Raw genomic sequence first — 13,879 nt, 5'->3', positions numbered from 1 at the left:
CGTTTGGCGGACTAGTCCCGCCCGCGCCGCCGGCGGTTCAACGAAAAGAGAAAGAGTCATGGACAAAACAGGCCCCGATCCACATGGCCTCGGCCAAAATCGGCCCGATTCGGGGCCTTCGCGAAGGGACACGCGGAAAGGCCGCGCGTTTCCCCAGGCAGGCGGCTTGCGTTTTTGACTATCCTCGTGCGAGGATGTGGATCAGGGGCCGTTTTGTCCAGAGGGGCGCAGCCCCCCGCCGAACCGCCGCCTGCAGGGGCCGCGTCAGCGGCGGTTTGGCGGGAAGGACGCGCGACGCAAGTCCAGCGCGGCCGCCCTCGCGCGGGACCAACGCCCGAGCCGCCCGCCGGCGCCAGCGCGCTCGCACGCGGCACCCGCCGGCGTTGCCGGGGCGGTCGAGCAGCGCGCAAGCGCCGCCGGGCGGAAGGGCGCGCCTGAACCACCCCCCCCCTTCATTCGAAGCCGCTTGAAACCGCAGACAACTTTTGATGACGATTGCGTAAAAGATAGAGCGCCGCCTGCATGTTTATGGCAAGATGGAGCATTGCATACGTGCATGAGAGAGATGTTGACGCGCGCGCCCGAACGGGCCGCGCTCCACACTCGCCCAAAGGGGCGCGAAGGAGACACGATGGGCTTTTTCTCAAAGTTCGAAGGCAAGATGGAAGACACGTTCGAAGGTGCGGTGGACCGCATGGCGAACTCCCCCATCTCGCCGGTTCAGATTGCGAAAAAAGCTGAGAAGCAGATGCGTCGCGAGAAGATGGTGGGCGCCGGCAAGCAGTTCGCCCCCACCCTCTACACCGTGCTGGTGAACCCCGACGACGACCAGCGCCTGTTCGGGTACTACCCCACCTTGGCGGGCGAGACGGAAACCTACCTGGCGGCCAAAGCGGCCGAGCAGGGCCTGGTCATGGACGGGCAGCCCCTGGTGCGCTTCATCGTGGACGAAGACCTGAAGCACGGCAAGTTCGACGTCATAGCCGAGGCCGTGGCCGCGCCCATCGTCTCTCAGCTGCGCGACGAGGAGATGTACCGCTACGGCTTGGGCGGCGCCCCGCAAGCTGGCGCGCGCGGCGGCTACGGCGCCCCGCAGGGCGGACGCCCCGGCGCGTACGGCGGACGCCCGGACGCTTTCGCGGGCTACCCGCAGCAGGCGCCGGCCCCCGCCCCTGCGCCCGCCTACGGCTACGACCAGGGCTACGACGGCTACGCCGAACCCGCCTACGACGCCCCCGGGCTCTACGACGATTACGGCCAAGGCCAAGGCGGAGGCGACGGATACGCCTTCGACGACGGGCACGCCGGCCCGGCCGGCCGGCACGTGGTGGACCCCTTCGACGTTGCGAACGCCAGCATGGCCGCGGCGGGCGCGGGCGCCGCGGCCAGCGCGCATGCGGTCCCACCCGCAGCGAGCGCCGCGCCGCAGCGGGTGGCCGCCGACACCGTGGTGTTCTCGGGCGGCGGGCAGCCGGGCGCCGCGGCCGTGCCGTCGCGCAGCGCCGTGCGCGCACGCCTGGTGGACACCGCAAGCAACCGCTCCTACGACCTGGCCGGCACGCGCCTGCTCATCGGCCGCGAGTCCAAAAACGACATCTCCATCCAGGACATCAACGCATCCCGCACGCATGCCGAGCTGCGCTTCGAGCCGCAGGGCGTATGGGTGCTCACCGACCTGGGATCCACCAACGGCACGTTCGTGAACGGCCGCGAGATCACCTCCCAACCGCTCGCCGAGGGGGACCGCATCACCGTCGGCATGACGAACCTCGTGTTCACCTTGGCCTGAGCGGGAACGGAAGGATAGCCTGTGATCGACTACGTACTGCTCATCGTCCGCCTTCTGTTCGTCGCGCTTCTGTACCTGTTTCTGTTCGCCATCATGAAGACGGGCATCGGCATGGTGCGCGGCCAACGGAAGAAGGAGCGCACGTGGAACCTGTCGGTGGAGCGGGGGCCCAAGGAGCTGCGCGGCGTGTCCATCGTGGTGCGCGGGCCCGTCATCGTGGGCCGCAGCCCCGGCGCGGACATCGTGATAGGCGCGGGCTACGTGTCGGGCCGGCACGCCCGTTTCAGCCTGATGGGGCAGAACCTGTTCGTTGAGGATTTGGGCTCCACCAACGGCACGGCGGTGAACCGGCAGCTCATCGCCGAACCCACCGCCCTGCGCAACAACGACGTGGTCAACGTGGGCGACGTGGCCATTCGCGTGAGGTACGCCTAATGGCCGAGAAACGATCGTACCGCTCCACGCCGCGCACCCGCCGAGGGGCCCTCACGCCGTTCGGCAGCCGCACCGACATCGGCTGTTTGCGCGACCACAACGAGGACAGCCTGATAGTCACGCCGCCGCTGTTCGCCGTGGCCGACGGCATGGGCGGCCATGCCGCCGGAGAGGTGGCCTCCGAGATTGCCGTGCACGTGCTGGCCGAGCACGCGCCCGAGCATCCCGACGGAGAGGCGCTCGCCCGCGCCGTTGAGGAGGCGAACCACGAGGTCATGCGCGCGGCGCGCGACGGACGCGGCCGCGAGGGCATGGGCACCACCATGACGGCGGCTGTGCTTGAGGGGGAACGCCTGGTCATCGCGCAGGTGGGCGATTCGCGCGCCTACTTGATGCACCAGGGCAAGCTCCAGCAGCTCACGCGCGACCACAGCCTGATGGCCGATTTGATAGAAGCCGGCCAGCTGACCCCGGAGGAGGCGCGCTGCCATCCGCAGCGATCGGTCATCACCCGCGCGCTCGGCAGCGACCCCTGCATGCACCCGGACATGTACGAGATCAACGTGGAGACGGGCGACCGCCTGCTCATCTGCTCCGACGGCCTGTCCGGCATGCTCTGCGACCAGGACATCGAGCACACCATGCGCCGCGTCCAGGATCCGCAGCGCTGCGCGGCGCAGCTGGTGAACGAGGCCATCGCCGCCGGGGGCCACGACAACGTCACGGTCATCGTGGCCGATGTCTCCGGCTTCGCGGAGGCGCGGCGCCGCAAGCTCGCCCGCAAGACCAAGCTGTTCATCGCCACCATCCTCGTGCTGTTCGCGGCCATTGTGGGGGGAACCGCCTGGGGCGCGAACGCCTACCTGAACACCACCGCCTACCTGGCCGCCCAAGACGGCAAGGTGGCCATCTACCGCGGCGTGCCGGGCACGCTGCTGGGGCTTTCGTTCTCGCATCTGGAACGGGTCACCGACGTGTCCGTGAACGACCTGCAGCCCGGCACGGCCAACCGCCTTGCCGCCGGCATCCAGGTTGACACCGTGGACGCCGCCGAGGCGCTGGTGCGGGAATACGAGGCCGAAGCGGCGCAGAAGGGCTCTTCCGAGGGCGCGGGCGAAGGCGGCAAGGCAACCGGCGGGCAGGACGGCGCCGACAACGGCGGCACCTCCGACAACGGCGGCGGCTCGGACAACGCCGCCTCGGGCTCCTCCTCCGCAAACGGAAGCAACGGCTCTGCCTCCCAAGGCGGTGCCGCATGACGCGCCGCAATCTCGAACTGGTGCTTTTGTGCGTGGGCGCGCCTTTGGTGGTGCTTTTGTTCGCCATGATCGCCCTCAACCAGGGGCAGGCGCTCGACACCACCACGCTGGGGGTGCCCGCGGGCATCTTCGCCGCGTTCGTGATCGCGCACCTGGCCGTGCGCAAATTCGCGCCCGGGGCCGACCCGGCCATCCTGCCCCTGGCCTTCGCGCTGTCGGGCACGGGCATCGCCTTCGTCACGCGCCTGGCGCCGGACTTGGCGGTCAACCAGGTGATGTGGCTGTTCTTGGGCATCGCGTGCATGGTGGTGGTGCTGGCGTTCGTCCGCAACTTGGACAAGGTTGCCAACTACAAGTACACGCTGGGCATCGTGGGCTTTCTGCTGCTGCTCTCGCCCCTTGTTCCGGGCCTGGGCCAAGAGATCTACGGCAGTCGCATCTGGCTGTTCATCGGCGGGTTCTCCTTCCAACCCGGCGAGATAGCCAAGATAGTCATCGTGTTGTTCCTAGCCGGCTACCTGGCCCAGAACCGCGAGATGCTCAGCGTGTTCACCTGGCGCGTGGGGCCTCTCAACCTGCCCGATGTGCGCACGCTGCTGCCGCTTCTGCTCATGTGGGGCGTGTCTCTTCTGGTGGTGGTGTTCGAGAAGGACCTGGGCAGCGCGCTTGTGTTCTTCTTCCTGTTCCTGGTCATGCTCTACGTGGCCACGGGCAAGAAGGTGTACGTGCTCATCGGCCTTGCCCTCATGGCCGCCGGCTGCGTGGGCGCGTACTTCCTGTTCGACCACGTGCAGGTGCGCGTGAGCACCTGGCTGGATCCTTTCGCCGACGCGCAGAACACCGGCTACCAGCTCACCCAGGCCATCTACTCCATCGCCGACGGGGATTTGTTCGGCGTGGGGCTGGGGCGGGGGCTGGCCGACCAGATCCCCGTGGTGGAAAGCGACTTCATCTTCGCCGCCATCGCCGAGGAGCTGGGGCTTTTGGGCGCGGCGGGCCTGCTGCTGCTGTTTTTGCTGTTCGCCATCCGCGGCTTTTTGACGGCGGCGCGCGCGAAAAGCGACGTCAGCTCGTTTGTGGCCGTGGGCCTGACCTCCATGGTGGTGCTCCAGGCGTTCATCATCGTGGGCGGCGTGACGCGCCTCATCCCGCTGACGGGCCTCACCCTGCCCTTCATCAGCCAAGGCGGTTCGTCGCTTCTGGCCAGCTTCGTCGCGGTGGGCTTTCTGCTGCGCTGCGGCGACGAGGGCACCGGCGTGGGCGCGGAGGTGCTGAGCGCCACCGGCACCCTCCACGCCAACAGCGTGCTGGGCCGCGTGTCGCTAGGCAAGCGCCTGACGCATTCCATGCTGCTGTGCTCCACCCTGTTCGCCCTGCTGGTGGCCAACCTCACCTACATCATGGTGTTCCAGGCCGACCACTACCAAAGCATGCCGGGCAACAACCACACCCTGGCCAAGGAGGCCCGCAGCGAGCGCGGCACCATATCCACCTACGACGGCATCGTGCTGGCCCAAAGCGTCATCAACGACGACGGCACCTACAGCCGCACCTATCCGGCGGGGGACCTGGCAAGCCACGTGGTGGGCTACTCGTCCGAGCGCTACGGAACCTCGGGGATAGAAGCCGCCTACAACGACACCCTCAAAGGCGAGAAGAACTACGCCTCCTGGACCGACGTGCTGAACTCGCTGGCCGGCGTGGGCAACCCGGGCAACGACGTGACGCTCACTCTGAACTCGAAAATCCAGCAGGCGGCGCAGGACGCGTTGGCCGGCAACACGGGCGCGTGCGTGGTCATGGACCCCGAGACGGGCGCCGTGCTGGGCATGGCCTCGTCGCCCACCTACAACGCCGCCGACGTGGAGTCGCTGCTCGCGGCCGCCGCGTCCGGCAACGCGGCCGACGACAGCTCGCTGGTGAATCGCGCCACCGGGGCGCTGTACGCGCCGGGCTCCACCTTCAAGATAGTGACGCTGGCAACCGCGCTGGAAAACGACGTGGCCACCGAGGACACCGTGTACTCCTCGCCCGGCACCATGGACATCGGAAACGCCGCCGTGTCCAACTTCAACAAGGCCAGCTACGGCAACCAGACGCTCGCGCAGGCCACGGAGATGTCCTCCAACACCGTGTTCGGCCAGCTGGGCGTGGAGATGGGCGCCGAGGCGCTGGTGAAGGGCGCCGAGGCGTTCGGCTTCAACCGGCAGATAGACTTCCCCCTGGTCATGTACACCTCCCTCATGGCCGATCCCGCCGAAATGACGGAGTGGGAGACGGCCTGGGCCGCCGCCGGCGAGCCCGTGAACCCCATGAACCACGAAAGCCAGCCCGGCCCGCAGGCCACCGTGCTGGAAATGGCCCTGGTGGGTTCTGCCATCGCCAACGAGGGCGCCATCATGCAGCCCTACCTGGTGGACGGCATCTACAACGCCAACGGCGAGCGCAGCTTCGCCGCCAGCCCCTCCAAGCTCATGCAGGCCGTGAGCGAGGACACGGCCAACCGCGTGAAGGACGTGCTGGTGGGCGTGGTGAACAACGGCACCGGCACCGCCGCGGCCGTCCCCGGCGTGCAGGTTGCCGGCAAAACCGGCACGGCCGAAAAGGTGGACAGCAACGACAGCTGGTTCGTGGGCATGGCGCCCGCCGAAGACCCGAAGGTGGTCGTCGCCATCGTCATCGAGGACGGAGACGAGGGAGAGGGCGCGCAAAAAGCGCAGAATGTATTGAAAACCGCCCTGGAAGTTCAGGGGCTTTTGTAGATAGGGTATGCTGATGGGCTGTATCATGGCGTTTGCAAGGCAGGGAGCGGCAAGGCCGGAAGCATAGCCCAGCATGTGGCCTAAAGGAGCTAAAACGTGACCGGAAACATGATTGGCAGAGTGTTCAACAATCGCTACCAGATAACCGAGCGCATCGGCGTGGGCGGCATGGCCGAGGTGTACAGCGCGCAGGACAACGTGCTGGGCCGCCTGGTGGCCGTGAAGGTGATGCTTCCGCAGTACGCCGCAGACCCCAGCTTCACGCAGCGCTTCAAGCAGGAGGCCGCCGCAGCCGCCAACCTGCAAAGCCCCTACATTGTGAACGTGTACGACTGGGGCCAAGACGAGGGCACGTACTACATCGTCATGGAGTTCGTGCGCGGCAGCGACCTCAAGACCGCCATTAACGAGCGCGGCGCCATCAACCAGCGCAAGGTGGCCGAGATAGGCTCGCAGGTGTGCCAGGCGCTTTCGGTGGCGCACGGCCTTGACATCATCCACCGCGACATCAAGCCGCAAAACATCATGGTGCAGCCCGACGGCAACGTGAAGGTGATGGATTTCGGCATCGCCCGGGCGAAGAACTCCGTGAAGACGCAAACCTCCAGCGTGCTGGGCACGGCGCACTACATCTCGCCCGAGCAGGCGCAGGGCAAAGACCTCACGGCCGCCAGCGACATCTACTCGCTGGGCGTGGTCATGTACGAGGCGTGCACCGGCCACCTTCCCTTCGACGGACCCGACGCCGTGAGCGTGGCCATGAAGCAGGTGAACGACCTGCCGGCGCCTCCGCGCGAGATCAACCCCGACATCGACCCGTCGCTTGAGGCCATCATCATGAAGGCCATGGAGAAGAACCCCGCCGACCGCTTCGCCACGGCCAAGGACATGCGCGCGGCGCTCAACGACTACCTGGCCGGCCGGCCCGTGAACCTGGGCGACGGCTTCACCAGCGCCCAAACCTCCGTCATCGGCGGCGTGGTGCCCCCCATCGGGCCCGCGGCCGGCGACGGCACGGCGGTCATGCCGGCCGTGGGAGGCGCCGGCGGCGCGGCAATGGGAGGCACGCGGTCCTACCGTTCGGACAACACGTCCGGCAGCAACAGGAAAAAGACCATCGCCATCGTGGTGGGCATCATCGCGGCGCTGGCCGTGGTGGGCGGCATCGCGTTCGCGCTCATGTCCGGCGGCGGCTCGAGGGGTGCCGAGGAGGTCACCGTGCCCAACGTGGTGGGCCAGACCGCAGACGCCGCCACCGCCGCGCTGACCGAGGCCGGGTTCCAGGTTGCCACCGAGGAGACGCACAGCGACACGGTGGAGGCGGGCAAGGTCATCGACCAGAACCCGAAGGGCGACACCAAGCAGGCGAAAGGTTCCAAGGTCACGCTGTCCGTGTCGAAGGGCGTGCAGGAGATAGACGTGCCCAACCTGGCCGGCATGACCGCCGACGAGGCGAAGAAGGCCCTGACCGCAAGCGGCCTGAAGGCCACGGCCGGCGCCGCCGAGTACTCCGATTCCGTGGAGAAGGACCGCGTGGTCCGTCAAAGCCCCGCCGCCGGCGAGAAGGTGGCCATGAACTCAACCGTCACCTACTACCTGTCCTTGGGATCCGAGGGCGTCGCCGTGCCGGACGTGGTGGGGCAGCGCGAGGGGGCGGCAACGGCCACGCTCAACAATGCGGGCTTCAACGTGACCGTGGATTACGCCGAAAGCGACACCGTGGAGGCGGGCTACGTGATCAGCCAAAGCGTTCGCGGCGAGCGCCTGCAGGCGGGCGAGTCGGTCAACATCGTGGTGAGCACCGGCAAGGCCCAGCAGAGCACCTACACCGTTTCCGCCAGCGTGAACGGCGGGGGCGGCCAGGTGAGCCCTGGCAGCATGACCGTGAACGAGGGCGAGAGCATCACCTTCACGGTCACGCCCAACTCGGGCTGCACGGTGGCCTCCGTCACCGACACGAACGGGAAGTCGTACCAGGTTCCGGCCAGCGGCGGCACGTTCACCGTCTCCAACGTGAAGAACAACATCGCGGTCACGGTGACGTTCCAGGAGACGGCCGCGAGCACCAGCGGCGGAAACGGCTCCGGAACCGGAACGGGCGCAGGCGGCGGCTCAGGCGCGGGCGCGGGCACTGCCAGCACCACGAGCTAAGCCCGACCTCACACGCCGACAACGGGCGGGAAACGCCCGCAGCGCGCGGGCCGGCAGCTTCGAAGACGCACGTAGAATGGAGGGCGGGACATGGTCCCCGCCCTCCTTTTGCGTCCCTTCCCTACGAAAGCGAGGCCGCGCGCATGATCGAAGCCACGCTCTCACTGCTCGCCGACAAACGCTTTTGGTTCTTCGACCTGCTGCTCCAGCATGTCGGCCTGTCGCTTGTCGCCATCGGGCTGGCGGGCGTTCTGGGACTTGCCGTCGGCACGATCATCGCCCGCCGAAAGCGCGCGGCCAAGCCGACGCTCGCCCTGGTGAGCTTCGCGTACACCATCCCCTCCATCGCGCTGTTCGGATTCCTCATCCCCGCAACCGGCATCGGCGACGTCACGGCTGTCATAGCGCTGACCGTGTACGCGCTGCTGCCCATGGTGCGCAGCACCTACACCGGCCTGACCGACATCGACCCCGCCATCGTCGAGGCGGCCCGCGGCATGGGCTCCACCGACTCTCAGACGCTCCTCCGCGTCGAGCTTCCCCTGGCGGCACCCGTCATCGTGAGCGGGGTCCGCAGCATGGCCACCATGACCATCGCGTTGGCCGGCATAGCCAGCTTCATCGGCGCAGGCGGGCTGGGCGTGGCCATCTACCGCGGCATCACCACGAACAACCTGGCCATGACTTTGGCCGGCAGCCTGCTGATAGCGCTGTTGGCCATTGCCGTGGACCTTGCGCTCGCGGCGGCGGAGAAGGCCCTGACGCAACGCCGGGGCGTCGGCGGGCGGCGCGGCGCGGGAGCGGCGGGGCGCGGCGCGGGGGCGGTGCGGCGCAGGCTTCCCCGGTGGACGCGCGCGGCGGGCGCGACAGCCGTGTGCGCGGCGCTGGTGGCGGGCGGCGCCTTCGCGCTGGCGGACCGATGGGGCGACCAAGGAGGCGTGGTGCGCATTGCCACCAAGCCCATGACCGAGCAGTACATCCTGGGCGAGATGCTGAGCACGCTCGTGGAGCGCGACACCGATCTGACCGTGGAGCTTACGCAAGGCGTGGGAGGCGGCACCTCGAACATCCAACCCGGCATGGAAAGCGGGGCGTTCGACCTGTATCCGGAGTACACAGGAACGGGATGGAACGCCGTGCTCAAGCACGAGGAGGCGTACGACGAAAGCCGCTTCGACGACATGCAGCGCGAATACGAGGCGTCCTTCAATCTGACCTGGCGGGGCATGTACGGCTTCAACAACACCTACGGCCTGGCTGTCAGCGCGTCAGCGGCCGAACGCTACGGCCTGCGCACCTATTCCGACCTCGCGGCTGTGGCGGGCGAGCTTTCCCTGGGAGCCGAACCGGATTTCTTCGACCGCCAAGACGGCTATCCCGGCTTGCAGCAGGCGTACGGCATGGCGTTCGGGACCACGCGGGACATGGACATCGGCTTGAAGTACCAGGCTCTGTTCGACGGGCAGGTGGACGCCATTGCGGTGTCCACCACCGACGGGCAGGTCGCCGACGGCAGGCTCGTCGTCTTGGAGGACGATCGCGGGTTCTATCCGTCGTATCGGTGCGGCAACGTGGTGGCCGTCGACACGCTGGAACGCTATCCCCAGCTGGGAGAGGTGCTTGACAAGCTGGACGGCGTCATTGACGACAAGGACATGGCACGCATGAACAACCAAGTGGAGACGCAGGGCCGCGAACCGAAGGCCGTCGCCGACGAGTTCCTGGCCCAAAGGGGGCTGATGTAGATGAACGGCCAAACGACAGCGGAGGCAGTCCGCGGCGAGCACGGCAAGGAGCCCGTCATCGTGTTCGACCGCACGACGAAGCGTTTTGGCGAGACGGTCGCCGTGGACGGCGTCAGCCTCTCTGTGGCCGAGGGCGAGTTCGTCACCGTAGTGGGAAGCTCGGGGTGCGGGAAGACCACGCTGCTCAAATCCGTCAACGCCCTGGTCCTTCCCGACGAGGGACGCGTGCTCGTGCGCGGCCGCGCGACAACCGACACAGACCCGATAGCGCTGCGCCGCTCGATCGGCTACGTCATCCAAGGCAGCGTGCTGTTCCCTCACCTGAACGTTGAGCAGAACATCGCCTACGTCCCCCGCCTGCTGGGCCGCGGCAAGCGCGGGCGCGTGCGCACACCCGACTTCGCGGACACCTGGCTTGACCTGGTGGGGCTTCCGCGCGAGATAAAGGACCGCTACCCCTCGGAGCTCTCCGGCGGGCAGGCGCAGCGCGTCGGCCTTGCCCGGGCGCTGGCAGCCAAGCCCGGCATCCTTTTGGCCGACGAGCCGTTCAGCGCCGTGGACGCCATCACGCGCGCTTCCCTGCAAGACGAGCTCAAACGCATCCGCCTGCGAACAGGAGTTACCGTGCTGTTCGTGACGCACGACGTGGACGAGGCGCTTGATTTGGGCGACCGCGTGCTGGTCATGGAGAAGGGACGCGCGGTGCAGTGCGCCTCGCCCCGGGAGGTGCAAGCCCATCCCGCCTCGGCGTTCGTGGAGCAGCTGATCGCGCGCCGGCATCGCACGCTTGCCTGACCGGGCGAGCCACCCGCTGCGGCGGGCAGCCGCCAAACCGCTGTTGCAGGGACCCGCGTCAGCACCGGTTTAGCAGAGAGCGAAGCAAACGGGTGCGATCGTTCGCCACCGCAAACGGTTACGACGGCTCGCCGCTGCGACATGCAAACGCAATCGCCCGTGTCCGCAGACATGCGAAAGCCGAAGGGGCAGACACACCCCTCCGGCTCGCGTCGTCACTTGGACGCCTTCGCGCGCAAAGCGCCACCGCGTCCGATTCGGCGCTACTTACTCCTGCACGGTCACGTTCTTGAACGTTCCGTTCTCCGCGTCGGCCTTCACCACGATGGTCGTGCGCACATCGGTATCGTCGGCCGTGTTGGACAGCTTCAAGGTGATGGTGGATTCGCCGTTGTTCTGATCGTCGGCCAGAAGGCTCACCACATGCATGCCGGACGACCCCACCACGTCGCTGATATCCTGATCGTAGTACAGCGAGGAAGGCAGGTCGGCGTCGGTGCCTTTCAGCACGGACGAGCCTTCAACCTCCGCCGTCCATTGGAAGTTCGTATCGGCGTCGGCATCGAGCAGCATCAGCATGTCGCCTCCCGAGTACGCAATCCAGCCGTTGTCCATCCTGATCACGGTTTCATCTTCAACGGCGTTCTCGCCATTGGCGGCATTGGTTGCGGCATCGTCGGACGCAGAGCCGTCATCGGTGCCGTCGGTGGCGGCGTTGTCGTCGGCAGCGTTGTCGGCGGCGGCGTTCTCCGCGCCGGTGCCGGCATCGCTGCCGTTGGACCCTGCGGACTCGGTGGAGGTGCTCGTGCAACCCGTCGCAACAAGCAGCGCCACCGCAGCTGCGGCGAACGCGCCCATCATGGTCGCCTTCATGGTCTTGGTCATGGGAGACCTCGCTTTCTTGTACGGATACTGGCGTTGGCTTCCGCACCGCCTGTCCGGCGCGGAAACGTATGCAGGCCATCCTACGCACGCCTTTCAAGCGCTCGGCTGCCATCCGTCCAGCGTTAGCCACCCGTAACCGCCCCGACCGCCCAGCGACACCCCGCCCCGCCAACCACCCGGCAAGCCGCGCGCATGGCCACTGCTTCCGCAGGCCGGCGCCTCGCACCCGTGCGGCTCGCGCGAGCCGTGCGAGCCGCACGGCCTCCGCGACAGCGCCCCCAGCGCCCTTGGAACGTGGCCCCTTGATTGAATTTTTAAGTTGAACACCTGTCCAGTTTAACCTTGCAATTGGATGGGGCGTAAGCCCCCGCCCTCTGCGAAGGCCTTTTGGCCTGAGCATAGGGCGCTTTTCTTTTCGGAGCCGTTCTCCTACCATGGGCGAACCTTTCTCCTGGCCCCGGGAAGGAGGGCGTCATGCCGGAGAAGAAGGGAGCGCACCTGGGCTTCGACGACAGGTGCGAGATAGAGGACATGCTCAAAGAGGGGAGTTCGTTTCGAGAGATCGCCCGCAAGCTCAAGGTCTCTCCCACGACGGTGTCCAACGAGGTGAGGCTCAACAGGGTGTTCTTCAAGCCCAAGGCCATGCCGCAGAAGGCCCAGGCGCGCTGCTCCAGGTACAAGGACTGCCGCAAGGTCATGCTGTGCCGGCCCTGCGCCTCCAAAGCCTCGGCGTGCAAGCGCTGCGGGAGGAGGCGCTGCTGGGACATCTGCCCGGAGTTCGACCCTTGGGCCTGCGGGAGGCGGGAGCGGGCCCCCTTCGTCTGCGCGCGCTGCCCCAAGCGGGCCTACTGCACGTCCGAGAAGGCGCGCTACGTCGCCTCCAAGGCCCAGGAGGCGCACGACGCGCGCCTGAGCGCGGCCCATGCGGGTATCGCGTGCGAACCCGATGAGCTTAAAGACATGGTGGATGCAGTGAAAAAGCTCCTCTCGCAGGGCCAGAGCCTCCAAGCCATCTGGATCGCCCACAAAGGCGAGTTCCCGGTCTGCGAGCGCACCTTCTACAACTACATGGACAAAGGCGTGATGGGGCTTGCCAACATCGAGCTTCCCAAAAAGGTGAAGTACGCCCCGCGCAAGAGGAGGGCCGAGGGCGAGCCCAAGATGGACCTCGCCGGAAGGACCTACTCCGACTGGCTGGAGCTCTCCGACGATGAGCGCACCCTCACCGTCCAGATCGACTGCGTGGAGGGGCTGCGCCGCAATTCGAAGTGCATCCTCTCGCTCCACTTCGTCCGCCTGTTCTTCCAGCTCTACATCCTGCTCGAGAGCAAGGACCAGGCGCATGTGAAGGCCGCCCTCGACGCGGTGGAGACGTACTGCGAGGGCAGGTTCCCGGACGCGTTCCCCGTGATGCTGGGGGATCGGGGCTCGGAGTTCCTGGACTTCACAAAAATCGAGGTCGGACTCGATGGAACACGTCGCACCCGCATGTTTTATTGCGACCCGGTGAAGCCCGGCCAAAAAGGCGCCTGCGAGAAGAACCACGTGGAGCTGAGGAAGATACTGCCGAAAGGAACCGACTTCGACGCGCTCGCCTTCGGCGACGTGAGCGACGTATGCTCGCACGTGAACTCGTATCCGAGGCCCGGCCAGGGGGCGGCTCCCATTCAGCTTGCCTCCCTGGTCTTGCCCGCGAACCTACTCGAGAGCTTAGGCGTTCGCGCCATCCCGCCAGACGACGTGGTCATGGCGCCGAAGCTGCTCGGGCTGTAGCGATTCTATTCTAATCGGTTTATAGGGGCCGGGAAAAGGTTTGCAGAGCTTTACGTATCAGGCGTCCAGATTGCTTTTGCAAAACTTGTCTGGAGGCTTGCGCAAGCATGCTCTCATGTAGGCGCCTGTCCAAATCGGCTATTCAGAACACCTCTGCACTTACCTTTATATCAAAAATTGAAAGCAAGCTGGACGGCCTGAAGGTCTTTTTCATTCATAACCTGCTGCCAAGCTTCGAATGTCCAGCTTGCTATTGCAGTGTCCAGACTGCGATTGCAATCAACC

The 13,879-nt window shown here is 66.6% G+C and carries 9 protein-coding genes; 8 read left to right on the top strand and 1 reads right to left on the bottom strand.

Annotated elements, in window-relative coordinates; all coding sequences use genetic code 11:
- The first annotated feature begins 631 nt into the window (after window positions 1-631).
- The 7 genes from ACWKY3_RS00930 to ACWKY3_RS00900 all read left to right on the top strand — a co-directional run bounded on the left by ACWKY3_RS00930 (window position 632) and on the right by ACWKY3_RS00900 (window position 10,936).
- Entirely contained in the window at window positions 632-1,789 is a 1,158-nt protein-coding gene (locus tag ACWKY3_RS00930; protein WP_449314547.1) for an FhaA domain-containing protein, read from the top strand.
- 21 nt (window positions 1,790-1,810) lie between these two features.
- Entirely contained in the window at window positions 1,811-2,224 is a 414-nt protein-coding gene (locus ACWKY3_RS00925) for an FHA domain-containing protein (RefSeq protein ID WP_449314546.1), read from the top strand.
- Window positions 2,224-3,483: a Stp1/IreP family PP2C-type Ser/Thr phosphatase gene (locus ACWKY3_RS00920; protein WP_449314545.1), complete on the top strand. Its 1,260-nt coding sequence runs from the start codon at window positions 2,224-2,226 to the stop codon at window positions 3,481-3,483. Before ACWKY3_RS00925 ends, ACWKY3_RS00920 begins: the two co-directional genes overlap by 1 nt.
- Window positions 3,480-6,245 (top strand): FtsW/RodA/SpoVE family cell cycle protein, encoded by a 2,766-nt coding sequence (locus ACWKY3_RS00915; protein ID WP_449314544.1) that lies wholly within the window; start codon window positions 3,480-3,482, stop codon window positions 6,243-6,245. Before ACWKY3_RS00920 ends, ACWKY3_RS00915 begins: the two co-directional genes overlap by 4 nt.
- 108 nt (window positions 6,246-6,353) lie before the next feature.
- Window positions 6,354-8,396 (top strand): Stk1 family PASTA domain-containing Ser/Thr kinase, encoded by a 2,043-nt coding sequence (gene pknB, locus ACWKY3_RS00910; protein ID WP_449314548.1) that lies wholly within the window; start codon window positions 6,354-6,356, stop codon window positions 8,394-8,396.
- A gap of 143 nt (window positions 8,397-8,539) precedes the next feature.
- Window positions 8,540-10,141, top strand: coding sequence for an ABC transporter permease/substrate-binding protein (locus tag ACWKY3_RS00905; RefSeq protein ID WP_449314543.1), 1,602 nt, complete (start codon window positions 8,540-8,542; stop codon window positions 10,139-10,141).
- Window positions 10,142-10,936, top strand: a complete 795-nt coding sequence (locus tag ACWKY3_RS00900) for an ATP-binding cassette domain-containing protein (RefSeq protein ID WP_449314542.1) — start codon at window positions 10,142-10,144, stop codon at window positions 10,934-10,936. It begins immediately after the preceding gene.
- Between the two features lie 267 nt (window positions 10,937-11,203).
- On the opposite strand, the gene ACWKY3_RS00895 is transcribed toward ACWKY3_RS00900, so the two are convergent.
- A complete protein-coding gene (locus ACWKY3_RS00895) occupies window positions 11,204-11,821 on the bottom strand; it encodes a protease inhibitor I42 family protein (protein ID WP_449314541.1) in 618 nt (205 codons plus the stop codon).
- Window positions 11,822-12,295: 474 nt separating this feature from the next.
- Here ACWKY3_RS00895 and ACWKY3_RS00890 point away from each other — a divergent pair, with 474 nt between their 5' ends.
- The gene (locus ACWKY3_RS00890; protein WP_449314540.1) at window positions 12,296-13,594 is read left to right on the top strand and encodes an IS30 family transposase; all 1,299 of its coding nucleotides are present in this window, start codon (window positions 12,296-12,298) and stop codon (window positions 13,592-13,594) included.
- The last annotated feature ends 285 nt before the right edge of the window (window positions 13,595-13,879 follow it).

This window comes from Rubneribacter sp. (genome assembly GCF_965361815.1).
This window is presented reverse-complemented; position numbering and strand designations above follow the sequence as displayed.

Bases quoted from the DNA above. Each gene is read 5' to 3' on its own strand.
- ACWKY3_RS00920 (WP_449314545.1), top strand. From the start codon at position 2,224: ATGGCCGAGAAACGATCGTACCGCTCCACGCCGCGCACCCGCCGAGGG.
- ACWKY3_RS00900 (WP_449314542.1), top strand. From the start codon at position 10,142: ATGAACGGCCAAACGACAGCGGAGGCAGTCCGCGGCGAGCACGGCAAG.
- ACWKY3_RS00895 (WP_449314541.1), bottom strand. From the start codon at position 11,821: ATGACCAAGACCATGAAGGCGACCATGATGGGCGCGTTCGCCGCAGCT.
- ACWKY3_RS00915 (WP_449314544.1), top strand. From the start codon at position 3,480: ATGACGCGCCGCAATCTCGAACTGGTGCTTTTGTGCGTGGGCGCGCCT.
- ACWKY3_RS00890 (WP_449314540.1), top strand. From the start codon at position 12,296: ATGCCGGAGAAGAAGGGAGCGCACCTGGGCTTCGACGACAGGTGCGAG.
- ACWKY3_RS00905 (WP_449314543.1), top strand. From the start codon at position 8,540: ATGATCGAAGCCACGCTCTCACTGCTCGCCGACAAACGCTTTTGGTTC.
- ACWKY3_RS00930 (WP_449314547.1), top strand. From the start codon at position 632: ATGGGCTTTTTCTCAAAGTTCGAAGGCAAGATGGAAGACACGTTCGAA.
- pknB (WP_449314548.1), top strand. From the start codon at position 6,354: ATGATTGGCAGAGTGTTCAACAATCGCTACCAGATAACCGAGCGCATC.